The sequence below is a fragment of the Komagataeibacter diospyri genome (assembly GCF_043995075.1).
Taxonomy (GTDB): Bacteria; Pseudomonadota; Alphaproteobacteria; order Acetobacterales; family Acetobacteraceae; genus Komagataeibacter; species Komagataeibacter diospyri.
On record NZ_CP171836.1, the window covers coordinates 3,146,633 to 3,169,994 of the forward strand.

The window sequence follows — 23,362 nt, forward strand, 5'->3', positions numbered from 1 at the left end:
TAACCGGAGTTCAGGCCTGATGGCACGCGTCACTGTCGAGGACTGCGTTGAGCGGGTTCCCAATCGTTTTGAACTGGTGCTGCTGGCGGCCCAGCGTGCACGCGCCCTGTCGCGCGGCGAGGAAATGACGATTGACCGCGACAACGACAAGAACCCCGTTGTTGCCCTGCGTGAGATCGCGGACCAGACCGTGGGTCTGGACCAGATCCGCAGCGACCTCATCCGCTCGCTGGCCCGCGCGCCGGAACCCGAGCCTGCCGATGAGGAAGTGGTCGACCTGATCCCGACCGAACAGAACATCTTCGGCCTGCAGGATGTCTCGGCCGAGGAAGAGGCACGCAATTCCAGCAGCGGCATGTCGGCTGAAGAACTTGAGGCCTCGGTCGAGGCGGCCCTGAGTGGACGGGGTCGGTAACATCTGACGAAGGGGTGGAAGGTGACTGACCCGGTCAGATCGGAAACGACATCTTCCTCCATGCCCGTGCCTGTCACGGGCGGAGTGACGGCAGGCGCTGCCGCCCTTCCCGCCACGCGGGGGGAAGGGGAACGCGTGGTTTCATGCGATGGCCTGATCCGTCGCGTTCTGGCGTATGATCCCGGCGCCGATACGGACCTGATCCGCCGCGCATTTGATGTGGCGCTGGCCGCCCATGCAGGGCAGGCGCGCGACAACGGTGATCCCTACATTACCCATCCGCTGGCTGTCGCCAACATACTGGCGGGCTTTCACCTTGATACCGCCTCGATCATCACGGCGCTGCTGCATGATACGATCGAGGATACGGGTGTCACCCAGCAGCAGTTGCGCAGCGAATTCGGCAACACCGTTGCCGAACTGGTGGATGGCGTCACCAAGCTGACACGGCTGGAACTGCAGTCGGACCGTACCAAGCAGGCGGAAAACTTCCGCAAGCTGGTGCTGGCCATGTCGCGCGACATCCGTGTGCTGCTGGTCAAGCTGGCCGATCGCCTGCACAACATGCGCACGCTGCATTATGTCCAGCGTCTGGACCGACGCCAGCGCATCGCGCGCGAGACTATGGAAATCTACGCCCCCCTTGCCGGCCGTATCGGCATGGACAAGGTGAAGGTGGAACTGCAGAACCTGTCGTTCGCGGCGCTTGAGCCGGAAGCGATGGCGACCATCCGCGCGCGCCTGAATTACCTGCGCGGGCAGGGTGCTGATGTAATCGAGGAAATCCGTCGCGAACTTCAGGCCCTGTGCGCGCAGGCCGGACTTGAGGGCGTGGAAGTGACGGGGCGTGAAAAGACGCCCTATTCCATCTGGGAAAAGATGCAGCGGCGCAATGTCGCGTTTGAACAGCTGTCCGACATCATGGCATTCCGTATCATGGTGCCGACGCGGGAAGCCTGTTACGTGGCCCTTGGCGCGGTGCATGCGGCCTATCCGGTCATTGCCGGGCGGTTCAAGGACTATATCTCCACCCCCAAGGCCAACGGTTACCAGAGCCTGCATACCGGTGTGACCCTGCGCCATCCGCGCAACCAGAAGATCGAGGTCCAGATCCGCACGCCGGAAATGCACGACGTCGCCGAAAACGGTGTTGCGTCGCACTGGCTGTACAAACAGCTGCCCGATGCCGCGACGGGCAAGGAGACGAAGGGCGTCGTCTCCGGCCTGCGCTGGGTGCAGGACCTGCTCGATATCCTTGAGGACTCGGCAGCTCCCGATGAGTTTCTTGAGAACACCAAGCTTGAACTCTATCAGGATCAGGTTTTCTGCTTTACGCCCAAGGGGCAGCTGATTTCGCTGCCACGTGGGGCGACGCCGGTCGATTTCGCCTATGCCGTGCACAGCCAGGTGGGCGACAGCTGCGTTGGCGCGCGCATCAATGGCCGTCTCATGCCGTTGCGCCATGAATTGCAGAATGGGGATCAGGTCGAGATCATGACCGCGCGCGGGGGCACGCCCTCGCCGTCATGGGAACGCTTTGTCGTCACGGGCAAGGCACGCGCGCGTATTCGCCGCCATGTGGCGCTGCAGCAGCGCGAGGCCCATCTGGAAAGTGGCCGCGTGGCGCTGGCCAAGGCCTTCCGGCAGGAAGGCGTGGATGGATCGGAAAAGGTGCTGGACAGCCTGCTCAGGGACCTGCGCCTGCAATCGGTGCCCGACCTGTATGTGGCGGTGGGCAATGGCAACCAGTCCGCGCGTGAGGTCGTGCAGCTTGCCTATCCCGAACTGCGGCGTGCGCCGCGTGCGCCGCGCATGGTGCCGGGGCTGTCCATGCGCGCGCCCACGGGCGCGCCCGGTGGGGCCGCGGGGCGGCGCAAGCCTGCGGCGGGCATGGCGCTGGCGGGGGTGGGCGCTGGCATGGCGGTGCATTTCGCCGGGTGCTGCCATCCGCTGCCCGGTGACCGGATCGTGGGTATCGTGTCCACCGGCAAGGGGATTACGGTCCACACGCTGGGATGCCAGACGCTGGAAACCTTTGCCGCGACTCCTGAACGGTTCATGGACCTTGACTGGGATTACGACCTGATCGCGCGCAACGCCACCGGGCATTACACCGGGCGGCTGAGTGTGGTGACGGCCAATGAACCGGCCATGCTGGCGACGCTGACCAATATCGCCGCCAAGCATGAAGGCGTGCTGGTCAACCTGCGTATCGTCAACCGCCAGCTTGAATTCATGGAAATCCTTGCCGATATCGAGGTCCGGGATCTCCGCCACCTGACCGCCATCATGGTGGCGCTGCGCGCGGCGCGTGGCGTGGTGCAGGTTGAACGGGCCAGGGGGTAGGTCATGCTGATCGGTATCGGGTCGGACCTGTGTGACGCAAGGCGGATCGAAACCGTCCTTGCGCAGCATGGCGCGCGGTTCGAGCAGCGGGTCTTTACCGTAACCGAACGCGCCGCAGCCGGTCGCAGGCAGGGAACGGCGCGGCTGGGAACCTACGCCAAGCGGTGGGCGGCAAAGGAAGCCTGCGCCAAGGCGCTGGGCACCGGTTTCGCGCAAGGTGTGTTCCATCGTGACATGGGGGTTGAAAACCTGCCGACCGGCCAGCCGGTCATGCGGCTGACGGGCGGGGCGCTGGCGCGTCTGGACGTGCTGGTGCCTGATGGGTATGTGGCGCGGGTTTTCCTGACCATGACCGATGAACACCCCTATGCCTTCGCACAGGTCATGATCATGGCGGAAAAGGCCAGCGGACCCTGATCACCTGTCGTGCCCGTATGGGCAATGCTTGACAGGGGAGGGGTGCGTGGGCTTGATCCGCACGTTATTCGTCCGGCGTTGCCTGTCCGGTCGATGCCAGATCCGGATTGAAGAATAATTATGCCAATGGACGATAACAAGACGATTTCCTCCCCATCGGGACCAGACGCGGCGCGTCGGGACGGTGGCCTGCTGGACCTTGTGCGTACCGTCGTGATTGCCGGTATTCTGGCCATCAGCGTGCGCACGGTAATGTTCGAACCATTCAACATCCCGTCCGGTTCCATGATCCCGACACTGCAGGTGGGGGATTACGTGTGGGTGGCCAAATACAGCTATGGCTATTCGCGCTATGCGCTGCCCGGTTCCCCCAACCTGTTCGAGGGGCGGATCTTCAGCAGCGCCCCGCATCGTGGCGATGTGGCGGTGTTCCGTTTTACCAAGGACACGTCCATCGATTACATCAAGCGGATCGTCGGCCTGCCAGGTGACACGGTGCAGATGCGCGAAGGGAAGCTGTTCCTGAACGGGCAGCAGGTCCCGCGTGAGCCGGAAGGCGAATACACCGCGATAGACGAACACCGTACCCATATGGATGGCGAGCGTTACCGTGAAATCCTGCCCGGTAGTGGTGGCCATGGCCCGGTTGCCCACGACATCCTGAAACTGACGGATGAAGGGGGGAAGAACGATACCCCGGAATACGTCGTGCCGCCGGGCTATTTCTTCGCCATGGGCGACAATCGTGATGACAGTGCCGACAGTCGCTTCATGGGCGATGAACCGCAGGACCTTGGCTTCGTTCCGATGGAAAACCTGGTGGGACAGGCCAAATGGATCTTCATGTCCGTCGATAACGCCCATCCGTTCTGGCAGGTCTGGTACTGGCCGGTCGAGATCCGCTGGAACCGCCTGTTCATGGGGATCCACTGACCATGACGGCCGAACGCGTGCCTGCGGCGGAAATTACCCGGCTGGAGGCGTGTCTGGGGTATCATTTCACGCGGGGCGACCTGCTTTTGCGCGCGCTGACCCATCGTTCCGCAGCGCATGAGCGCAATGGGGGCCGCCGCGCACGCCAGAACGTGGCAAGGCGCGGGGCCGGGTCCAATGAACGGCTGGAGTTCATAGGCGACCGGGTGCTGGGCCTGCTGATGGCCGAATGGCTGCTCGAACGCTTCCCTGATGAGCAGGAGGGTGCGCTTGGTCCCCGTCATGCGCATCTCGTCTCCCGCACCGTGCTGGCGCAGGTGGCCCACGTCATGGGCCTGCAGTCGGCGCTGGACGTGGCCGAGCACGAAGCCCGCGCGGGCGTACGCCAGATGGCCAACGTGCTGGCCGATGCGGTCGAGGCCATACTGGGGGCCATGTACCTGGATGGCGGGCTGGATCCTGCCCGCGCTTTCGTGCGGCGGATGTGGAATGAATCCATCGTGGCCCAGGCACGTCCGCCCAAGGACCCCAAGACCGCGTTGCAGGAATGGGTGTTGGGGCGGGGGCTGCCGCTGCCGCAGTACCGCGTGGTGTCCGCCGACGGGCCATCGCATGCGCCGCGTTTCGTCATTGCGGTGGACGCGCAGGGAAAAACCGGGCAGGGGATCGCGGGCAGCAAGCGCGCGGCCGAAAGCGATGCCGCATCGGACCTGCTGCGCCAGCTTGGCGCGGGCGGACAGGCCACTTCTTCCACCGACCGCAAGGGGCAGGGACAATGACCGGGCACGATCAGGACAACACGACACGCTGTGGCTTCGTGGCCATTGTGGGCGCGCCCAACGCGGGCAAGTCCACGCTGCTCAACCGCATGGCGGGCACCAAGCTTTCCATCGTCAGCCCCAAGGCGCAGACGACGCGGTTCAGGGTGCTGGGCATCCTCATGCGTGACCATGCCCAGATCCTGCTGGTGGATACGCCGGGTATCTTCCAGCCGCGGCGCAAGCTGGACCGCGCCATGGTTGCTGCCGCGTGGACGGGATCGGAAGATGCCGACATCACGCTGCTGATCGTGGATGCGCGCGCGGGCATGACGGATGCGCTGCGGGCGATTGCGACCAGGCTTGCACAGCAGAAGCGCAGGCTGTGGCTGGTGCTGAACAAGACCGACCTGGTGAAGCGTGATGCCCTGCTGCCGCTGACGGCGGAACTGTCCGCCATCCTGCCGGTCGAACACGTGTTCATGGTCAGCGCGCGTTCGGGCGAAGGGGTGGATGACCTGCTGGACCGTCTGGCCGCCGACCTGCCGGTGGGGCCGTACCTGTATCCGGAAGATGACCTGACCGACCTGCCGGACCGCCTGCTTGCAGCCGAACTGGTGCGCGAACAGATCTTCCTGCAGACGCATGAGGAAGTGCCCTATGCCGCCACAGCCGAAACCGAAGGCTTTGCCGAACGGCCTGACGGGTCGGTGCGCATTGATGTCACGATCTATGTGGCGCGGGCTTCGCACAAGGCCATCCTGATTGGCGAACGCGGCAGCCGGATTCGCGCGATTGGCGAAAAGGCGCGCCATGAACTGACGCGGCTGCTGGGGCGTAAATGCCATCTTTTCCTGAATGTGAAGGAACGCGCGGGATGGGATGAGGAGCGCGCCCGCCTGCGTGCGATCGGCCTGGATGATGCGTCCTGAATCCTCAAAAGAGGGGTACATCGGCTTGTGGGGGGGGGCATCCCTCTATATGACAGGGCATGGCCGGGCGGCCTGCCCGTCCCTAGCCCTGTCTGCCTGACCTGCGCCGAGGACCAATGACCCAGTCCGACACACTCCCCGTTCCCTCCTACAAGCGTGTCCTGCTGAAGGTATCAGGGGAAGCCCTGATGGGCAGTGGATCATACGGGGTCGATCCCGCGACCGTTGACGCCATCGCGGCGGACGTTGCAGCCGTGGCCCGGACGGGGGTCGAAGTCTGCCTGGTCATTGGCGGCGGCAACATTTTCCGTGGCGTGGCGGCGGCAGCCCGCGGCATGGACCGCGCACAGGGCGATTACGCCGGTATGCTGGCGACCGTCATCAATGCCCTGCTCATGCAGAATTCGCTTGAACGCCATGGCGTGCCGACGCGGGTCATGACCGCCATCCACATGTCTTCCATCGCTGAACCCTATATCCGACGCCGCGCCGTGCGGCATATGGAAAAGGGGCGCGTCGTGATCTTCGCGGCGGGCACCGGCAACCCGTTCTTCACCACCGATACGGGGGCTGCGCTGCGTGCGGCGGAAATGGAATGCAACGCCCTGTTCAAGGGCACGCAGGTTGATGGCGTCTATTCCGCCGATCCGCGCAAGGTGCCCGATGCGAAGCGTTATGACACGCTGACATACCGTGACGTGCTGGCCAATGACCTGAACGTCATGGATGCGGCGGCGATCAGTCTTGCGCGTGAAAACCGGCTGCCTATCGTGGTATTCAATATCCATGGGAAGGATCCCTTCAGCCGCGTCATGCGTGGCGAGGGGCGTTTCACCACCATCGTGGCGGCTGACTGACACCGGGCTGTCCCTGTCGCCCGTTCGCGGGCGCAGCCATGCCTGGTGGATCAAGAATCAAAAAAGGAGGGCCACAGTGTCTGTCGATCAGAAAACCTTGCTGGCGGATCTGACCCGCCGTATGGACGGCGCCATTGAAAGCCTGCGTCGTGATTTCGCGGGCCTGCGTTCAGGCCGTGCCAATCCGGCGCTGCTGGAACCCGTGCGCGTGGAAGCCTATGGCGGCGAAGTGCCGCTGACGCAGGTTGGCTCCATCGCCGTGCCGGAAGCGCGCATGCTGACGGTGCAGGTATGGGACCGGACCCTGGTGGGTGCTGTTGAACGCGGCATCCGTGATGCGGGACTTGGCCTGAACCCGGCGGCCGATGGGCAGACCGTGCGCGTGCCCATTCCCCAGCTGACGGCAGAACGCCGTAACGAACTGGCCCGGGCTGCGGGTAAATATGCGGAAAATGGCAAGATCGCCGTACGTGGCGTGCGCCGTGACGGTATGGACCAGACCAAGAAGCTGGAAAAGAGCAGCGAGATCAGCGAAGACGATGTCAAGACATGGTCGGACGCGATCCAGAAGCTGACCGACCAGTACGTCAAGCGCATTGATGACCTGCTGGTTGAAAAAGAACGCGAGATCAAGCAGGTCTGATCAATCCGTGAATGCCGTAACCCCTGTGCTCCATAGTGTGCGTGACTGAGGAGGGCGATCAGGTCTTGTCCGGGTCAGATCATCCAGCCACAGCCCATATGTGCCTGCCGGAACATGTTGCCATCATCATGGATGGCAATGGCCGCTGGGCCAGTATGCGTGGCCTTCCGCTGCTGGCGGGACATCGCGCGGGGGCGGAAGCCGTGCAGCGGACCGTTCGCGCCGCTACGGCACGGGGGGTGCGATGGCTGACGCTGTATGCATTCTCATCTGAAAACTGGCGGCGCGCACCGGGGGAGGTCGCGGACCTGACCAGCCTGCTGCGCTACTATCTGCGGCACAAGGTAGCCGAGCTGTCGCGCGAAGGGGTGCGGCTGCGGATCATTGGTGATCTTGCACGTTTCCCCCGCGATATTCAGGAAGAAGCCCGTCGCGCCGAAGATGTGACGCGTGGCAATACCCGGCTGGTGCTGGTGCTGGCGCTGTCCTATGGCGGGCGGGCGGATATCGTGCAGGCGGCAACCCGCATGGTACAGGCCGTTGCGCGGGGTGAACTGCGCCCTGACCAGATTGATGAGACCGTTTTCGCCAGTGCCCTGCTGACGGCGGGCATGCCGGATCCCGACCTGGTGGTACGGACAAGCGGGGAATGCCGCCTGTCCAATTTCCTTTTATGGCAGTCGGCTTATGCCGAACTGGTTTTCCTTGATATTCCCTGGCCGGATTTTGACGCGACGCATTTCGATACCGTGCTGGATATCTATTCACGGCGTGAAAGGCGATTCGGTGCAAGACCAGCCTGAAATCATGGGCAGGGCGGTCCCTGCTGGCGCGGCAGGAAAATCAGGCAACTGGAAGGATCTGCGCGCGCGTGTCCTGTCGGCCGCCGTGCTGGTGCCGTGTGTCGCGCTGTGCGTGTGGTATGGCGGCCTGCTTTACGGCGCGCTGATCGTGCTGGCCATGGCGGGCATGGCGATGGAATGGGCGCGCATGTTCGGCTTCGGGCTGGAAACGCGGCGCGGGCAGCTTTGCATGGCGTGGGCGGCCTGTATGGGGATTGCGGCGCTGGCGGGGCACTGGGGCGGGGCGCTGCTGGTCATGGCGGCGGCGATCGTGCTGGGGTCGGCCCTGTGGGCGGGGCAGGTGGCCATTGGCTGTGCCGGGCTGTCACTGCTGTGGCTGCGTTACATGAGTGAACCGGGGGCGGGGGTTGTCCTGTTCCTTGTCGCCTGCGTGGCGCTGAGTGACACCGGTGCCTACATGACCGGGCGGCTGCTTGGCGGTCCGAAGCTTGCGCCGCGTATTTCACCGGCCAAGACATGGTCAGGTTCCATCGGTGGTCTGGGGTGTGCCGTGCTTGGGGGTATGCTGATAGCAGGTCTGCTGCCCGGGGCGTTGCCGGGCGCTGTGTGGCGCGGGGCCGTGTTCGGCGCCCTTGTGGCCATGGCGGCGCAGGTCGGGGATCTCGCGGAAAGCGCGCTAAAGCGCGCGCGTGGGGTCAAGGATTCGGGCGCCATCCTGCCCGGGCACGGGGGGCTGCTGGACCGTTTTGATGGCCTGCTGGTTGCGGCCCCCATGGCAGCGCTGCTGTCGCTGGGTGCGGCGGGTGGCATTGCTTTCTGGTATGTGGGTCTGCACTGAGCCGATGGCTGCGGCCATGAACAGTTTTGGGGAATGACGTTACAATGAAGACAGTTTCCGTTCTGGGCAGCACGGGCAGCATTGGCTGTTCCACGGTGGACCTGCTGCTGCAGGCACCTGACCAGTTCCGTACCGGCGCCCTGGTGGGCGGGCGTAATGTCACGACGCTGGCGGAACAGGCCCGGGCACTGAATGCGCAGCGTGCGGTGATCGCTGATGAAAGCCTGCTGCCGGAACTGGAACGCCTGCTGGCGGGTAGCGGGGTCGAGACCGCGGGCGGCCGTGCCGCCGTGATCGAGGCCGCAGGCCTGCCGGTGGACTGGACCATGGCGGCGATTACCGGCGCCACGGGCCTGGAACCCACGCTGGCCGCCGTGCGTAACGGCGGGTCCGTAGCCCTCGCCAACAAGGAAGCGCTGGTCTGCGCCGGTGATGTCATGCTCCGGGCCGTGGCGGATGCGGGGGCGACCCTGCTGCCGGTCGATTCCGAACATAACGCCGTATTTCAGTCCATGGCCGACAAGCAGGCCGATGAGGTTGAACAGATCATCCTGACCGCCTCGGGTGGCCCGTTCCGCAGGGCGAGCCTTGAGGAAATGGAAAAGGCCCCGCTGGAGGCCGCGCTGAAGCATCCCACATGGACCATGGGGGCGAAGATCACCATCGATTCCGCCACCATGTTCAACAAGGGGCTGGAACTGATCGAGGCCGCGCGCCTGTTCAACGTGACCGAGGACAAGCTGGGTGTTGTCGTGCATCCGCAATCCGTGGTGCATGGCATGGTGCAGTATACCGATGGCTCCATCGTGGCCCAGCTTGGTTCTGCCGATATGCGCATTCCCATCGCCCATACGCTGGCGTGGCCTGCGCGCATGGCCACCAATTCACCGCGGCTGGACCTGGCCACGCTGGCGCGCCTTGATTTCGAGGCCCCGGATGAGGTCCGTTTCCCCGCGCTGCGGCTTGCGCGCGAATCCCTGCGGGTGGGCGGTGCGATGCCCGCCATCCTGTCGGGGGCGAATGAAATTGCGGTCGAAGCGTTCCTGAAACGCGAAATCGGCTTTCTTGATATTGCACGGATCGTCGAGGATGTGATGCAATCCATCGGGCCACAGCGTGCGGATACGCTGGAGGAAGTGCTGCACTGGGATAACGAATCCCGCCGTGTTGCCCGCCAGCGTACGGTTGCCCGCGCGGCCTGACATGATTCTGGATGGTCTTTCTGGCCATCGGGAGATAGCGTAGCATTCATGCATGATCTGATCCGGACCGTTCTGGCTTTCTCCCTTGTGTTGGGGGTGCTGGTTTTCATTCACGAACTTGGTCACTACCTTGCCGCGCGCTGGCGTGGCGTGCATGTCGAGGTTTTTTCGATCGGTTTCGGCCGTCCGCTCCTGCGCTGGCATGACAGCGTGGGTACGGAATGGCGTCTGTGCCCCGTGCCGCTGGGTGGATATGTCCGCCCGCATGGATTCGAAGGGCCGGAAGACGCGACCGAGGAGCAGAAAGCAGCGTGGCAGCCCGGACGGACGTTCCATGACAAGCCGGTCCTGTCCCGGGCCATCGTGATCATGGCCGGGCCGGTATTCAATTTCCTGCTGGCCATCGTGCTGTTTACCGGCCTGTTCGCCATGTCGGGACAGCCGCATATCCTTAATCAGGTGGCCCAGGTCGTGCCTGGCGGTGCCGCCGCCGATGCCGGGGTGGAAAAGGGCGACGTGATCGTGCGTGTGGGTGACCACAGTGTACGTGACGTGGCCGATCTGCAGTCCTTTGTCAGCGGGCAGGCGGATGCCCGGACCACGCTTACGGTCCGCCGAAATGACGCGGAACAGACGCTGCCGGTCCATATCGGCGCCGTGGGGGACGGGGCCAGCCGTCATGGCCAGATTGGCGTGTCTTTTGCAGCCGAGGTCGGCAAGCCGCAATCCCTGCCGCGGGCCTTTGTTTCCGCCATAAAGGAAACATGGAACGTGTCGGTCCAGACGCTGGATGGACTGTGGCAGATGATTACGGGGCAGCACAGCACCAAAGATCTTGGCGGCCCACTGCGCATTGCCCAGATGTCGGGACAGGTGGCGCAGTATGGCCTGCCCAGCCTGGTGTCGTTCATGGCGCTGCTGTCGATCAACCTCGGGCTGATCAACCTGTTCCCCGTGCCGATTCTTGATGGTGGGCGGCTGGTATTTTATATATTTGAGGCTATTCTGGGGCGGCCGGTGTCCCGCCGGGTGCAGGAGATCAGCTTTCAGGCCGGCTTTGCGCTGATCGCCGGATTATTTCTGTTTTCAACCTTTAACGATCTGTCACATTTCGGCCTGTTCCAATGGCTCGCGTCGCGCGCGGGACAGGGCTAAGGTGCAGCAGGTGAGACAAGTGCTTGCACAGTGTGGCGTATATCGGATAGGTCCGCCACGAAGACTGATACATGACAGGAAGGGAGCCGGCCCTCCATCCGGTCTTAATGCATGGCTGATCCGCATGCCGAGTGGTGAGGAATAGCGATTTTGTCGAGTAAACGTTCAGCGCTGCTTGCGTCTGCCTGCGTTATGCCGCTGTTCTGGACGGCCGGTGCGTATGCACAGGAAGAAGCAGCACAGAACACGCCATTCGGCGGGGATATGGCGCCAGTGGATGGCGCGGAACAGCAGCAGGCACCCGAGGTGGAGGCGATCAAGCCCCCTCCGCTTGAAGATCCGATCGAAGCGGTGGATATCAAGGGTAACAGCCGCATCGAGACCAGCACCATCCTGTCATACATGGTTGTCCAGCCCGGCGACCGCTTCAATCAGGATCTGCTCGACCGTTCGCTCAAGACCCTGTACGCCACCGGCCTGTTCCATGATGTAACGCTCAAGCGCGTGGGCAACGTGCTTGAAGTGCATGTGGTCGAAAACCCGATCGTCAACCGTATCGTGTTTGAAGGCAACCATTCCGCCAAGGACGAGGACCTGACAAAGGTCATCTCGCTGCGGCCGCGCGCGGTCTATTCCCCGCAGGGGATTGCTGCCGACCGCACGAAAATTCTGGGGGTGTATGCAGAAAAGGCGCGTTACGCAGCTACTGTCACGCCGCAGATCATCCGCCTTGCGCATAACCGCGTTGATGTGATCTTCCACATCAACGAAGCGCAGAAAACGCTTATCAAGAAGGTGACCTTCGTGGGGAACCACGCGTTCAGCAGCGCGGCCCTGGCGGGTGTCGTATCCTCCAAGGAGACGGCGTGGTACCGTTTCTTTGCATCCAGCGACCAGTATAATCCCGAGCGCATCAAATACGATGCTGAACTGCTGCATCGTTTTTACCTGAAAAATGGCTTTGTTGATTTCCAGATCAAGAATGCCACGGGTGAACTGTCAGCTGACCGCAAGAGCTTCTACATCACCTATACGATGGAAGAAGGCCCGCGTTATCGCCTGAACAAAATGGATGTGCGGTCCTCCCTGCGCCATGTCAGTGCTGAGTCCATGCGCAAGTACATCTCGCTGTTCCACGGGCAGTGGTATGATGGCAGCGCCATCCAGCATAACGCGACGGATATGCAGGAAATGCTGCAGGGCAAGGGTTATCCCTTCGCCATGGTCCATCCTGAAATTGCCCGCAACCCGGAAAAGCGCACCGTCAACCTTCTGTTTGACATAAGCGAAGGCCCGCGGATGTATGTCGAGCGTATCGACATCAACGGCAACACCATTACCGAGGACAAGGTCATCCGGCGGCAGCTGCCCATGGCCGAAGGCGACCCGTACACCCCGCTGGACCGCAAGTATTCCAAGCTGATCCTGGAAGATCTGGGATTCTTCAAGACCGTCTCGATCGACCAGACGCCGGGTTCAGCGCCGGACAAGGTCAACATTTCGGCCGACGTGGTGGAAAAGCCGACGGGTGAATTCTCGTTGGGTGGCGGTTACTCGACCGATGCCGGCGTGCTGGGCAACCTCGGGCTGAAGCAGCATAACCTGCTGGGTACCGGCATTGACGCGGGCTTCACGGGTACTGCCGCGTATTATGAAGACCAGGCAGACATTTCGCTGACGGACCCGTATTTCCTCAACCGCAACCTTGTGGCGGGCATCGACCTGTTCGGTATCCAGAACCGCTACATGACGTACCAGAGCTATTCCGAAGCGCGTATCGGCATGACGCTGCGTATGGGTTACTCCTATAACAACCACCTGTCGCAGTCGTGGAGCTATACGCTGACCGATCGTGATATCGGGGACACGTGGTCTGATTCATCGTATTACGTGCAGGACCAGAATGGCTGGTCGCTTCTGTCACAGCTCAGCACTACACTGACATACGATACACGTGACCGCAGGCAGCAGCCGCATAAAGGTTTCGTCATACGTGTGGGTGGTGACTTCGCCGGTATTGGCGGTAACGAACGCTATCTGCGTGGCAAGGTGGATGCCGCCTACTACATCCCGCTTGACAGCATCATGGGCAACCACGACTGGACGGTCAGCTTCCGTGCCGGTGCGGGCGACATCATGAACTGGGGCGGTGGTCGCAGCGACATCATCGATAACTTCTATCTTGGTGGTAACTCGCTGCGTGGCTTCATGGATGGTGGTGTCGGGCCGCGAAGCTACGCCATCCCCGCGCGTGACGGTAACCCGATGCATTCGCAGCAGGACTTCCTGGGCGGCCGGTTCATGTACACGGCGTCAGCGCAGGTGGACTTCCCCATTCCGTTCGCATCCGCCATGGGGATCAAGGGACGGTACTTTGTGGATATGGGTGGACTGGACGGGCTGCGCGTGCGCAGGCGCTATACATCCATGAAGGACTGGCCGAAATATACCCCGGTGTATGATGATACACTGACACCTGTGGTCTCGACCGGCGTGGGTATCGCGTGGAAGAGTCCGTTCGGGCTTGTGAATATCGATCTGGGCGTTCCCCTGCACAAGGGAACGAACGACAGGACCCAGTTGCTCCGCTTCGGCTTCGGCCAACAATTCTGAGGTGATAATGTTGCGTAAATCCGGCATCCGTCTGCTTGCCGCAACCGCTCTGCTCGGGTGGGGATATCAGGCCGTATCAGGCGCGCACGCGCAGGGTTCCGGCGGGAACTCCGGCTGGTTCGTGCCCAAGGCGGCGCAGCCCGCCGCCCATCCGGCCCAGCATGAGGCACCTGCCCCCGTCCAGCTGCCCGCCCCCCAGTCGGACAGTGAGGAAGCACAGTCACAGACGCCGCCCATCCTGCCGCAGCCGCCCGTGCCCAAGGCACCGGACGTGCCCAAGAGCGCACCGCCCCCGGCCCCTGTCATCGGTGTCATCAGCGTGCCTGATGTCATGCGCATGTCATCTGCCGCGCAGCAGGCCGAACGTGTGCTGGGTGCGCGCCGTGACGACCTGGCCCGCGATGCCCAGAAGGAGCAGGCCGGCTGGCGTGACGAACAGCAGAAGCTGCAGGGTCAGGCCAAGACGATGTCATCCGACCAGATCCAGGGCAGCGAGCGCAAGCTGCAGGAACGCGTGCTGGCGGCCCAGAAAAACTTCCGCAACCGCAACCGCGTGATCCAGGAAGCCGCGCAGGTCGCGCTGGGGCAGATCGAGCGTGAGCTGGTCCAGATCATACGGCAGGTTGCCGCCAGCCGTGGCATGAACCTTGTGCTGCATCGCGAGCAGGTGGCCCTGAGCCAGGAAAGCCTGGATATCACGCAGCAGGTGGCGACGCAGCTGAACGGGGTGCTGCCGACCGTATTCATCCCCGCAGCCGATGTGGACCCCGAGGTTCTGGCCAAGTCCGGTACCATGCCGACCACGGCGGATGCCGACCGTCAGGCCGCCCCTGCCGCCGCACCGGCCAAGCATTAAGGTCGGTTGCATGACAGTGACGCCGGATAACGTACCGGGCGATCCACGGTTTTTCGTAACGCAGGGACCGTTCGGGCTGGAACAGCTTGCGCAGTGCAGCGGGGCTGAACTGCGCAACGCTGCTGACAGTGCGCAGGCCTGCACCCAGTTCAGCGGCATAGCGCCACTGCAGTCTGCAACGCGGGGGCAGGTCAGCTTTCTGGACAACCGGCGCTACCTTCCGCTGCTGGAAGGAACTGAAGCCGGTGCAGTGATCGTGGCCCCGGCATTCGCGGACAAAGTGCCTCCCCATGCAGCGGTTCTGGTGTCAAAGGCGCCGTATCAGACATGGGCACGCATTGCGTCCCTGTTCTATCCGCCGCCGCCGGTCCGGCCGGGCATTCACCCTTCCGCCGTGATCGGGACAGGGTGTGAAATCGATCCCACGGCCGCGATTGGTGCGTTTACGGTGGTGGGTGATGGGGTACGCATTGGTGCGGGTACCGATATCGGTACCCATGTCAGCATTGGGGGCGGGGTGGAAATCGGGGCGCGCTGCCGCATTGGCGCGCATGTCGCCATTTCCCATGCCCTGCTGGGTGAACGTGTCACGCTGCTGCCGGGCGCGCGTATCGGACAGGACGGATTTGGCTTTGCCGTAACGTCCGAAGGTTTTGAAAGCGTGCCACAGCTTGGCCGCGTGATCCTGGAAGACGGGGTAGAGATCGGGGCCAATTCCACCGTGGATCGCGGGTCCATCCGTGATACGGTGATCGGGGCTGGCTCACGCCTCGACAATCTGGTGCAGATTGGCCATAATGCGCGGCTGGGACGCTGCTGTATCGTGGTTTCCCAGGCTGGCATTTCCGGTTCGACCGAACTTGGTGATTTCGTGACGGTTGCGGCGCAGGCCGGCCTGATCGGGCATATCAAGATCGGCACCAAGGCCCGGATCGGCGCGCAGTGTGGTGTCATGTCCGATGTGGAAGCCGGAGCCGATGTAATCGGCAGTCCGGCTATGCCTTTTCGGGAATTTTTCCGGAATGTCGCCTTTCTGCGTCGGATGGCCAGGAAAACGACGCAGGATGGAGGCAGTGAAAAGGCAGACAATGCCTGATTGCCTGATATCATTGCATATTCAACCGGCCCGAAGCCACTGTTCCGTCTGGCGCGGGGGCTTTCAGGCCGAACAAGTGGTTGGACGACGTGGATAAAGAAGTAGAGGCACTCCCAGCGGACGGAACACCCGCGACGCTGGAATCAATTGATATCATGCGGATCATGGAAGCGATTCCCCATCGCTATCCGTTCCTGCTGATTGATCGCATGGTTGATATCGTGCTGGGGCAGTCGGCGGTTGGCATCAAGAATGTCACGGTCAACGAACCGCATTTTCAGGGGCATTTCCCGGCACGTCCCGTCATGCCCGGTGTCCTGATCATCGAAGCCATGGCCCAGACAGCGGCAACGTTGGTGGTCATGACGCTTGGTTCGGCATTCGAAGGCAAGCTGGTCTATTTCATGACGATTGATGGTGCGAAATTCCGCCGTCCCGTCGGGCCGGGTGACCAGTTGCGCATCCATGTCGAAAAAGAACGTAGCCGCGCGAATGTCTGGAAATTCAAGGGTGTGGCGCGGGTTGATGGCGTATCTGTTGCCGAAGCAACATTCAGCGCCATGATCATGGGGTAATACCGCGGGAAACGGGTGGTGGCGCGGGTCCGTCCAGCGGGCGGCCCGGTGTCCGCTTCCGGGTCTTTGGGCCATAGTTACTTGCGGGGATGGAGGCTATTCTGGCAGGAAGTTCATCTAACGGTACTGACATGGATGAACGGCGTGGAAAAGCGCCTGAAATCCATCCATCGTCCATTGTTTCCAGCCGTGCGCGTATTGGTGATGGCGTACGCATCGGGCCATGGTGCTCGATCGGACCGGATGTCGAAATCGGGGATAATGCCGAACTGATTTCACATGTGGTGGTTGATGGTCGCACGACCCTGGGCGAAGGGGTGGTGTGTTATCCCTTCACATCTGTGGGTATGGCGCCGCAGGACCTGAAATACAGGGGCGAGCCGACATCGTGCATGATTGGTGCCCGCACCATCATTCGTGAAAACGTGACCATTCACCGTGGCACGGCTACCGGTACGGGTGTGACCCGCATCGGGCCGGACTGCCTGATCATGGCCAATTCCCATGTGGCGCATGACTGTACGCTGGGGCGTGGCGTCATTATCGTCAATAATGTGGTCATGGGTGGCCATGTGGTGATCGGGGATGATGCCCGCATCATGGGGGCGGCCGCCCTGCACCAGTTCGTACGCATCGGCCATGCCGCACTGGTCGGTGGCGTGTGTGGGGTGGAAGCGGATGTCATTCCGTATGGCAGCGTGCTGGGCAACCGCGCGCGGCTGGTGGGACTGCACTGGATCTGGCTGAGGCGCAATGGTGTCCAGCCTGATGAGGTCCGGCGCATGCGCCAGGCCTTCCGTGCCCTGTATCCCAAGGCGGCCCACGCCACTGGCGCGGTTTTCCAGGACCGGCTGGAGCATGTGCGCCAGACTTATGCTGATGACGCGCGTGTTGTTGAAATCCTTGATTTTATTGCAGCCCCCAGCCATCGCGGCCTTGTCAGGGTACAGGGCGGGGACATGATCGAGAGCGATGGCGCCTGAACTGGCAGTCGACCGGCAGGGGGCATGCGTTGGTATCCTTGCCGGTGGTGGCCCGTTGCCCGGTCAGGTGGCGCGGGCGGTAGAGCGGGCGGGTGGCCAGGTTTTCATTGTCGGTTTCCAGGGTTTTGCTGAACCCGCGGTGATCGGGCACTGGCCCCACCGCATGATCCGTCTTGCGGCGGCGGGTGAAATCCTGTCCGCATTACATGAACATCACTGTCATGATCTTGTGCTGATTGGCCCTGTAAGGCGGCCTTCCCTTATCAACCTGCGTCCTGATGCGACGGGTGCCCGGATTCTGGCGCGTATTGGCAAGGCGCTGTTCGCGGGTGATGATGGACTGCTTGGGGCAATCGTGCGCGTGCTGGGGGAAGAAGGTTTCACCATCCGCGGCGCGCATGAATATCTGTCCGGGTCGGTCGCACGCCGGGGCGTGATGGGTACGATCAGCCCCGATACCGCGGCATGGGCCGATATCATGCAGGGCCGTCGCGTGGTGCGGGAACTGGGCAGGCTGGATATCGGGCAGGGATGTGTGGTCCAGGGCGGTCTGGTGCTGGCGGTCGAGGCGCTGGAAGGCACCGACTGCATGCTGGAACGCGTGGGTGGCCTGCGGCAACCCGACCGTCCTGCCGGTGTTCTGGTCAAGATGGCCAAGCCGGGGCAGGAGCGGCGTGCCGACCTGCCAACGATTGGCCCGCGAACGGTTGCAGGTGCCGTGGCTGCAGGCCTGCGTGGAATCGCGATCGAGGCAGGGGCTACCCTGATGACCGATCCCGCCGCCTGCATTACGATGGCGGATGAGGCCGGACTGTTCCTGATCGGAATTGGCGGCGAAGATGAAAAAATGGACTGAAGGGGAAATGCCGGATGGGAACCTACCTGCACACAATGGTGCGCGTGCGCAATCTGGAAGCCAGCCTTGATTTCTACCAGTTGCTGGGCATGCGCGAACTGCGCCGCAAGGATGTGCCCGAGGGGAAATATACCCTTGTATTCATCGGCTATGCCGATAATGCGGCGGGACAGGCGGAAATCGAACTGACCTATAACTGGGGTCAGGATGATGGATATGACGTGGGCACGGGATTCGGTCACTTCGCCCTTGGGGTGCCCGACGTGACCGCCCTGGTTGAAAAGGTCCGCGCAGGCGGTGGCAAGGTCACGCGCGAGCCGGGGCCGGTCAAATTCGGCACCACCTTCATCGCTTTTGTCGAAGATCCCGACGGCTACAAGATCGAACTGATCCAGAAGTCCTGATCGTGTCAGTGCGCTTATGATCTGCGCGCGGCAAGAAGCTGACGCATTGCGCTGAGTTCCCTTGTCGCCGCATCCAGGGCCGTCAGGATGTCCTGTGCTGCCTGCCGGATGTGTTCGTCCTTGCTCAGCGCCAGCGAATCCGCCCGCAGCATGGCGGGGGACAGGTGGCCACGGATGTCATGGATGTGCTGCCGCAGGATATCGTCGGTCGTATCGGCAGAGTCGCGTGCAGGGCTGGTCATGAAAATCATCCGGTTATGGTGCGGGAGGGGAGCAGCATTGACGTTGCCCGAAAGCATCAGTATAAGGCGCGGCTCAGGGTTTCCGTAGTGTACGGGGCCTGTTGGAATTTATTCCGTAACCTGTCTGTCATTGTCAATCTGGGAGTGCCGTTGTGAAGCGCACGTATCAACCCTCGAAGCTGGTCCGCAAGCGTCGCCACGGCTTCCGTTCGCGTATGGAAACCGTTGGTGGCCGTAAGGTTGTCGCAAACCGTCGCACCAAGGGCCGCAAGCGTCTTTCTGCCTGAGGCAGGTGACGTCTGTACGTTCCGGGTGCCTGTGTGTCCGGAACCATGAATGTCTCTATACAAGGGGCGGCTGAAAGTGGCCGATAAGTCCACGCGCCTTAAGAAACGCGCTGAGTTCCTGCGGGTTGCGGCCAAGGGTCGCAAGGCCCCCGTTCCGGGACTGGTGCTGCAGGCGCTTGAACGCGGCGACATGCAGGCTGCCCGGTACGGTTTTACCGTTACCAAGAAAGTAGGCAATTCCGTCGTGCGCAACCGGGTGCGGCGGCGCCTGCGTGAGGTAGTCCGGCTGGTGGGCCGCGAACAGGCGCTTGCAGGCGTCGATATCGTGGTCATTGGTCGGGCTGGCACATGCGGGCGGCGGTTTGATGCCCTGATGGGGGATTACCGCAAGGCCCTGCGCAAGGCGGGAGTGAAGGAAGAATCGTGAGCACGTCTTCCATCAGCCTGCCTGCCCATATGCTGCGCGCGGCCATTCGCGCGTATCAGCTGGTGATCCGCCCCATATGGGGTGCGCATTGCCGATTCACTCCTTCATGCAGTCATTACGCACGCGACGCGATCGCCCGTCACGGGGCCATGCGCGGCAGTGTACTGGCGGGGTGGCGCATCCTGCGCTGCAACCCCTGGAATGCGGGTGGTCATGATCCCGTTCCCGCCACGGCCTGCGGCTGTGACATGCATGACTCCATGAAAAACACGAAAAGTCTGGCGGGTCGCTGATGGATATCAAGCGTTTTATGGTGGCAACAGCACTGTCTGCCGTGGTGCTGGTTGGGTTCGAGTATTTCCTGCCACAGCAGCATAAAACGGTCGAACAGCAGGCTGATACCGCCACGCCTGCGTCGGCACCAGCCCCCGCGCCAGCGGATGCCACGGCCGCCGCAGCACCCGCGGATACGGGCCAGCCCGACCCGCGCGTTGCGATTGACGCCGACCGCGTGCATGGCTCGCTTGACCTGCGTGGCGCGCGTCTTGATGACCTTGTGCTCAAGAATTATCACGAGACGGTGGAACCGGGCAGCCCGCTGGTACGCGTGCTGGAACCGCGCGGGCAGGCGGAACCGAACCTGGTTGAGGTCGGCTGGACCAATGTCAGCGGCGGCCATGTCAGCGTGCCCGACGCCAATACCATCTGGACTGCCGATCATGATACCCTGACCCAGGCGCAGCCCGTTACCCTGTCATGGGATAACGGTCAGGGGCAGGTGTTCCAGATCACCATCGCGATTGACCAGAACTACATGTTCTCGGTTACGCAGAAGGTCATCAACCATGGCGGGGATGCGGTTTCGCTGTATCCTTTCTCCCGCGTGGAACGTGCCTACACCCCGGTCGAGACGGGCGGCTACCTTGTGCATGAAGGGCCGATTTCCGTCATTGACCACAGGCTGGATGAAAGCTCCTACAAATCCCTGCGCAAGGGGGCGGTGCCGCCGGGCAACATCGCGTGGACCAAGACGGGTCAGGGTGGATGGGCCGGGATTACTGACAAGTACTGGCTGTCCGCCGTGATCCCGCAGCAGGACAGTGATGTTGCGGGCACCTATGCCTACCAGCCCGCGGGCGGGGACAAGGGCATCTATGATGTCGGCTTTACCGCGCGTGCGCCGCTGGTGGTTGCCGCCGGGGGCGATGCCACGACAGCAAGCCATGTGTTTGCCGGGGCGAAGGAAGTGCCGCTGCTGGAAAAATATGAATCCAGCCTGCATATCCCCGATTTCTGGAAAGCGGTCGATTTTGGCTGGTTCGCGTTCCTGACCCGTCCGATCTTCACGGTGCTGGACTGGCTCAACACCATGCTGGGCAATTTCGGCCTGGCCCTGATGGCGTTCACCCTGCTGGTCAAGGCACTGTTCTTCCCGCTGGCGACCAAGCAGTTCCATTCCATGGGCAAGATGCGGCAGCTCCAGCCCAAGATCAAAGCCCTGCGGGAACGGTATAAAGACGACCAGATGGCGCTGAACCAGCAGATGATCGCGCTGTACAAGCAGGAAAAAGTCAATCCGGCCAGCGGCTGCCTGCCCATGCTGCTGCAGATCCCGGTGTTCTGGTGTCTGTACAAGGATCTGTACGTCACGATCGAGATGCGGCATGCGCCTTTCTTCGGCTGGATTCATGACCTGTCTGCTTTCGACCCGACAAACCTGTTCACCCTGTTCGGGCTGATTCCGTGGAATCCGTCGGTCATTTCCCCCATGCTCCAGCTTGGGCTGTGGCCGATCGCGTTCGGGCTGACCATGTTTGCCCAGATGCGTCTGAACCCGACACCGGCGGCAGACCCGGCGCAGCAGAAGATGTTCCAGTTCATGCCGATCATCTTCACGTTCTTCATGGCGCGGCAGCCATCGGGACTGGTGATCTACTATTGCTGGAACAACCTGCTGACCATGGCGCAGCAGACGCTGATCCAGCGCCGCATGAACAGGGGTACGCCCGCTGTTGCTGCACCCGCGAAGCCCAGGCTTCCGTCAGGGAAGAAATAGGGACGGGACCAAGATGGTGGAATTTTCCTCATCCATGCCGACACCGGAAGAAATGGAACGCGACATTGAAATTGGTCGCGTCCTGTTCGCGGGTGAATTCAATTTCGTGTTTGGTGCGCAGCAGCTTGGCCAGCTGCCTGATCCCGTGCTGCCCGAAATCGCGTTTGCCGGGCGATCCAATGTCGGCAAGTCCAGCCTGATCAACGCCCTGACCGGGCGAAAGGCGCTGGCGCGGGCCTCGTCCGAGCCGGGACGGACCAAGCAGCTCAATTTCTTTGAACTGGCCGACCGGCTGACACTGGTGGACATGCCCGGCTATGGTTTTGCCAAGGCCGCCAAGGCGGTCAAGGAAGACTGGCAGGGCATGATGTTTTCCTACCTGCGCGGCAGGCCGACGCTACGCCGTGTCGTGCTGCTGCTGGACAGCCGGGTGGAGGTCAAGGCGACCGATCAGGAAATCATGAAACTGCTGGATCGGGCTGCCGTGACATTCCAGGTCGTGCTGACCAAATGCGACGTGCCCAGGCCTGCGGTGCTGGAGGCCAAGATGCGTGAAGTCACCGGTATCGTGGCCACACATGCGGCAGCTTTCCCGGATGTGCTGGCAACCAGCAGCGAGACCGGGACAGGTATTGCGGAACTGCGCGCGGAACTCGCACGGCTGGCCAATCCGGTATAAGGCGGCCACACGGTTGGCCCTGCGGGGCATGGGTATTCAGCAGTCAGGAGCGAAGGGAACGTTCGGATGACAGGAACGCAATCGGGCGACCGGGAAGCACAGGCACGGGCCGAGGTTCTGGCCAGGGCGCTGCCTTACCTGCGTCGTTATGCGGGGGATACGGTTGTCGTCAAATATGGCGGCAGCGCGATGGTCGATACATCGCTGTCCACCGCGTTTGGCCATGATATCGCGCTGCTCAAGCAGGTTGGCGTCAACCCGGTCGTGGTGCATGGCGGCGGGCCGCAGATCAGCGCGATGCTCAAGCGGCTGCAGATTGAATCGACCTTCATCGACGGCCTGCGCGTGACTGATGCCGCCATGATCGACGTGATCGAGATGGTGCTGGGCGGCAAGGTGAACAAACAGGTCGCGGGCCTGATCAACCGGGCCGGTGCGCTGGCGGTTGGCATTTCGGGGCTTGATGGTGGCCTGATTTCCGCCCGCAGGCTCCAGCGCCGCGCGCGTGAGGCCGGGGTCGAGACCGATCGCCTGCTGGACCTTGGCTTCGTGGGCGAACCGACCCGCATCGACCCGCGCGTCATCTATGCGCTGTCCGGTTCGGGGCTGATTCCGGTGATCGCGCCCATCGGCGCGGGCGAGCAGGGCGAGACCTATAACATCAATGCCGATACGGCCGCGGGTGCGATTGCGGGTGCGGTCAATGCCAGTCGCCTGCTCATGCTGACGGATGTGCCCGGCGTGCTGGATGGAGACGGGAAACTGATCCCGGAACTGACGGCGGAAGATGCGCGTCGCGGCATCGCCAGCGGCATGATTTCCGGCGGCATGATCCCCAAGGTCGAAACCTGCCTTGAGGCCGTGCGCGCGGGGGCGAAGGCCGCCGTCATCCTTGATGGCCGGGTGCAGCATTCCTGCCTGCTGGAACTGTTTACGGAAGCCGGGCCGGGCACCCTGATCCGGGGCAGCTGACCCCCGCTGGATCAGGT

General features: G+C 62.5%; 26 protein-coding genes. 25 read left to right on the forward strand and 1 reads right to left on the reverse strand.

From position 1 onward, the window contains the following. Nucleotides 1-19: 19 nt before the first annotated feature. The 19 genes from rpoZ to gloA all read left to right on the forward strand — a co-directional run bounded on the left by rpoZ (nt 20) and on the right by gloA (nt 18,682). Nucleotides 20-415 carry a DNA-directed RNA polymerase subunit omega gene (rpoZ, locus tag ACE2AA_RS14665; protein ID WP_141262161.1) on the forward strand — a complete coding sequence of 132 codons (396 nt, stop codon included), beginning with the start codon at nt 20-22 and terminating at the stop codon, nt 413-415. Between the two features lie 60 nt (nt 416-475). Further along, entirely contained in the window at nt 476-2,761 is a 2,286-nt protein-coding gene (locus ACE2AA_RS14670; RefSeq protein WP_141262225.1) for a bifunctional (p)ppGpp synthetase/guanosine-3',5'-bis(diphosphate) 3'-pyrophosphohydrolase, read from the forward strand. A 3-nt stretch (nt 2,762-2,764) separates the two neighbouring features. Then, nucleotides 2,765-3,178, forward strand: coding sequence for a holo-ACP synthase (gene acpS, locus ACE2AA_RS14675; RefSeq protein WP_141262162.1), 414 nt, complete (start codon nt 2,765-2,767; stop codon nt 3,176-3,178). 126 nt (nt 3,179-3,304) lie between these two features. Then, complete coding sequence (gene lepB / locus ACE2AA_RS14680) at nt 3,305-4,111, forward strand: signal peptidase I (RefSeq protein WP_395370283.1); 807 nt, start codon at nt 3,305-3,307, stop codon at nt 4,109-4,111. Between the two features lie 2 nt (nt 4,112-4,113). Then, complete coding sequence (gene rnc / locus ACE2AA_RS14685) at nt 4,114-4,890, forward strand: ribonuclease III (RefSeq protein WP_141262164.1); 777 nt, start codon at nt 4,114-4,116, stop codon at nt 4,888-4,890. Then, nucleotides 4,887-5,801, forward strand: coding sequence for a GTPase Era (gene era / locus ACE2AA_RS14690; protein ID WP_141302335.1), 915 nt, complete (start codon nt 4,887-4,889; stop codon nt 5,799-5,801). Before rnc ends, era begins: the two co-directional genes overlap by 4 nt. A 116-nt stretch (nt 5,802-5,917) precedes the next feature. After that, complete coding sequence (gene pyrH, locus ACE2AA_RS14695; RefSeq protein ID WP_141262166.1) at nt 5,918-6,658, forward strand: UMP kinase; 741 nt, start codon at nt 5,918-5,920, stop codon at nt 6,656-6,658. Between the two features lie 76 nt (nt 6,659-6,734). Further along, complete coding sequence (gene frr, locus ACE2AA_RS14700; protein WP_141262167.1) at nt 6,735-7,301, forward strand: ribosome recycling factor; 567 nt, start codon at nt 6,735-6,737, stop codon at nt 7,299-7,301. A 98-nt stretch (nt 7,302-7,399) separates the two neighbouring features. Beyond that, complete coding sequence (gene uppS / locus ACE2AA_RS14705; protein WP_193557715.1) at nt 7,400-8,104, forward strand: polyprenyl diphosphate synthase; 705 nt, start codon at nt 7,400-7,402, stop codon at nt 8,102-8,104. A gap of 4 nt (nt 8,105-8,108) precedes the next feature. After that, nucleotides 8,109-8,942 carry a phosphatidate cytidylyltransferase gene (locus ACE2AA_RS14710; protein ID WP_395372226.1) on the forward strand — a complete coding sequence of 278 codons (834 nt, stop codon included), beginning with the start codon at nt 8,109-8,111 and terminating at the stop codon, nt 8,940-8,942. A gap of 44 nt (nt 8,943-8,986) precedes the next feature. Beyond that, nucleotides 8,987-10,144 (forward strand): 1-deoxy-D-xylulose-5-phosphate reductoisomerase, encoded by a 1,158-nt coding sequence (gene dxr / locus ACE2AA_RS14715; protein ID WP_395370286.1) that lies wholly within the window; start codon nt 8,987-8,989, stop codon nt 10,142-10,144. A gap of 48 nt (nt 10,145-10,192) precedes the next feature. Continuing rightward, nucleotides 10,193-11,299 (forward strand): RIP metalloprotease RseP, encoded by a 1,107-nt coding sequence (gene rseP, locus ACE2AA_RS14720; RefSeq protein WP_141302339.1) that lies wholly within the window; start codon nt 10,193-10,195, stop codon nt 11,297-11,299. A 192-nt stretch (nt 11,300-11,491) separates the two neighbouring features. Next, a complete protein-coding gene (gene bamA / locus ACE2AA_RS14725; protein WP_141262226.1) occupies nt 11,492-13,912 on the forward strand; it encodes an outer membrane protein assembly factor BamA in 2,421 nt (806 codons plus the stop codon). A gap of 7 nt (nt 13,913-13,919) precedes the next feature. Continuing rightward, nucleotides 13,920-14,768: an OmpH family outer membrane protein gene (locus ACE2AA_RS14730; RefSeq protein ID WP_141262172.1), complete on the forward strand. Its 849-nt coding sequence runs from the start codon at nt 13,920-13,922 to the stop codon at nt 14,766-14,768. Beyond that, a complete protein-coding gene (gene lpxD / locus ACE2AA_RS14735) occupies nt 14,722-15,864 on the forward strand; it encodes a UDP-3-O-(3-hydroxymyristoyl)glucosamine N-acyltransferase (protein WP_395370289.1) in 1,143 nt (380 codons plus the stop codon). Before ACE2AA_RS14730 ends, lpxD begins: the two co-directional genes overlap by 47 nt. Before the next feature lie 89 nt (nt 15,865-15,953). Continuing rightward, entirely contained in the window at nt 15,954-16,439 is a 486-nt protein-coding gene (gene fabZ / locus ACE2AA_RS14740) for a 3-hydroxyacyl-ACP dehydratase FabZ (protein ID WP_141262174.1), read from the forward strand. A 131-nt stretch (nt 16,440-16,570) separates the two neighbouring features. Beyond that, nucleotides 16,571-17,422: an acyl-ACP--UDP-N-acetylglucosamine O-acyltransferase gene (lpxA, locus tag ACE2AA_RS14745; RefSeq protein ID WP_141302343.1), complete on the forward strand. Its 852-nt coding sequence runs from the start codon at nt 16,571-16,573 to the stop codon at nt 17,420-17,422. Then, the gene (locus ACE2AA_RS14750; RefSeq protein ID WP_141302345.1) at nt 17,412-18,278 is read left to right on the forward strand and encodes an LpxI family protein; all 867 of its coding nucleotides are present in this window, start codon (nt 17,412-17,414) and stop codon (nt 18,276-18,278) included. The genes lpxA and ACE2AA_RS14750 overlap by 11 nt, the downstream gene beginning before the upstream one ends. A 14-nt stretch (nt 18,279-18,292) precedes the next feature. Continuing rightward, nucleotides 18,293-18,682, forward strand: a complete 390-nt coding sequence (gene gloA, locus ACE2AA_RS14755; RefSeq protein ID WP_141262177.1) for a lactoylglutathione lyase — start codon at nt 18,293-18,295, stop codon at nt 18,680-18,682. 14 nt (nt 18,683-18,696) lie between these two features. On the opposite strand, the gene ACE2AA_RS14760 is transcribed toward gloA, so the two are convergent. Then, nucleotides 18,697-18,924: a hypothetical protein gene (locus ACE2AA_RS14760; protein WP_162851968.1), complete on the reverse strand. Its 228-nt coding sequence runs from the start codon at nt 18,922-18,924 to the stop codon at nt 18,697-18,699. 152 nt (nt 18,925-19,076) lie between these two features. Here ACE2AA_RS14760 and rpmH point away from each other — a divergent pair, with 152 nt between their 5' ends. From rpmH to argB, 6 genes are all read left to right on the forward strand, one after another. Continuing rightward, on the forward strand, nt 19,077-19,211 hold the full coding sequence (gene rpmH / locus ACE2AA_RS14765; RefSeq protein ID WP_010507731.1) for a 50S ribosomal protein L34: 135 nt from the start codon (nt 19,077-19,079) through the stop codon (nt 19,209-19,211). 76 nt (nt 19,212-19,287) lie between these two features. After that, the gene (gene rnpA / locus ACE2AA_RS14770) at nt 19,288-19,638 is read left to right on the forward strand and encodes a ribonuclease P protein component (protein WP_141262227.1); all 351 of its coding nucleotides are present in this window, start codon (nt 19,288-19,290) and stop codon (nt 19,636-19,638) included. Next, on the forward strand, nt 19,635-19,931 hold the full coding sequence (gene yidD / locus ACE2AA_RS14775) for a membrane protein insertion efficiency factor YidD (RefSeq protein WP_141302349.1): 297 nt from the start codon (nt 19,635-19,637) through the stop codon (nt 19,929-19,931). The genes rnpA and yidD overlap by 4 nt, the downstream gene beginning before the upstream one ends. Further along, entirely contained in the window at nt 19,931-21,694 is a 1,764-nt protein-coding gene (yidC, locus tag ACE2AA_RS14780) for a membrane protein insertase YidC (protein ID WP_141302351.1), read from the forward strand. Before yidD ends, yidC begins: the two co-directional genes overlap by 1 nt. A 13-nt stretch (nt 21,695-21,707) precedes the next feature. After that, nucleotides 21,708-22,373 (forward strand): ribosome biogenesis GTP-binding protein YihA/YsxC, encoded by a 666-nt coding sequence (yihA, locus tag ACE2AA_RS14785; protein ID WP_162851969.1) that lies wholly within the window; start codon nt 21,708-21,710, stop codon nt 22,371-22,373. 66 nt (nt 22,374-22,439) lie between these two features. Continuing rightward, complete coding sequence (argB, locus tag ACE2AA_RS14790) at nt 22,440-23,345, forward strand: acetylglutamate kinase (protein ID WP_141262181.1); 906 nt, start codon at nt 22,440-22,442, stop codon at nt 23,343-23,345. The last annotated feature ends 17 nt before the right edge of the window (nt 23,346-23,362 follow it).